The sequence below is a fragment of the Dyella jejuensis genome (assembly GCF_044904675.1).
Lineage (GTDB): Bacteria > Pseudomonadota > Gammaproteobacteria > Xanthomonadales > Rhodanobacteraceae > Dyella_B > Dyella_B jejuensis.
On the sequence record NZ_JADIKJ010000100.1, the window covers coordinates 1 to 281 of the forward strand.

1 protein-coding gene is annotated in these 281 nt (G+C 66.2%); it reads left to right on the forward strand.

The genetic code is table 11. From position 1 onward, the window contains the following. A partial coding sequence (locus ISP15_RS18655) for an RHS repeat domain-containing protein (RefSeq protein ID WP_404549486.1) occupies positions 1 to 281 on the forward strand: 281 nt, incomplete at both ends.

Below are 281 nucleotides of genomic sequence, written 5' to 3' on the forward strand. Positions count from 1 at the left end.
CTCAACCTGACGACCAGCTACGCCTACGACGCCGACAACAACCTCATCCGCGTGACCGACGCCAACGGCAACGTCACCCAGTACGTCTACGACCAGGCCAACGAAAAGATCTTCACGATCGATCCTACCGGGGCGGTGACACAGCATGGGTATGACGCCGACGGCCACCTGACCACCACGCGCGGCTACGCCACGGTGCTGACGGCCAGCCAGCTGAGCGCGCTGGGCAACGATCCCACGATCGCGGCGGTGAGCGCCGACCTCACCCCCGGCGGCAGCGA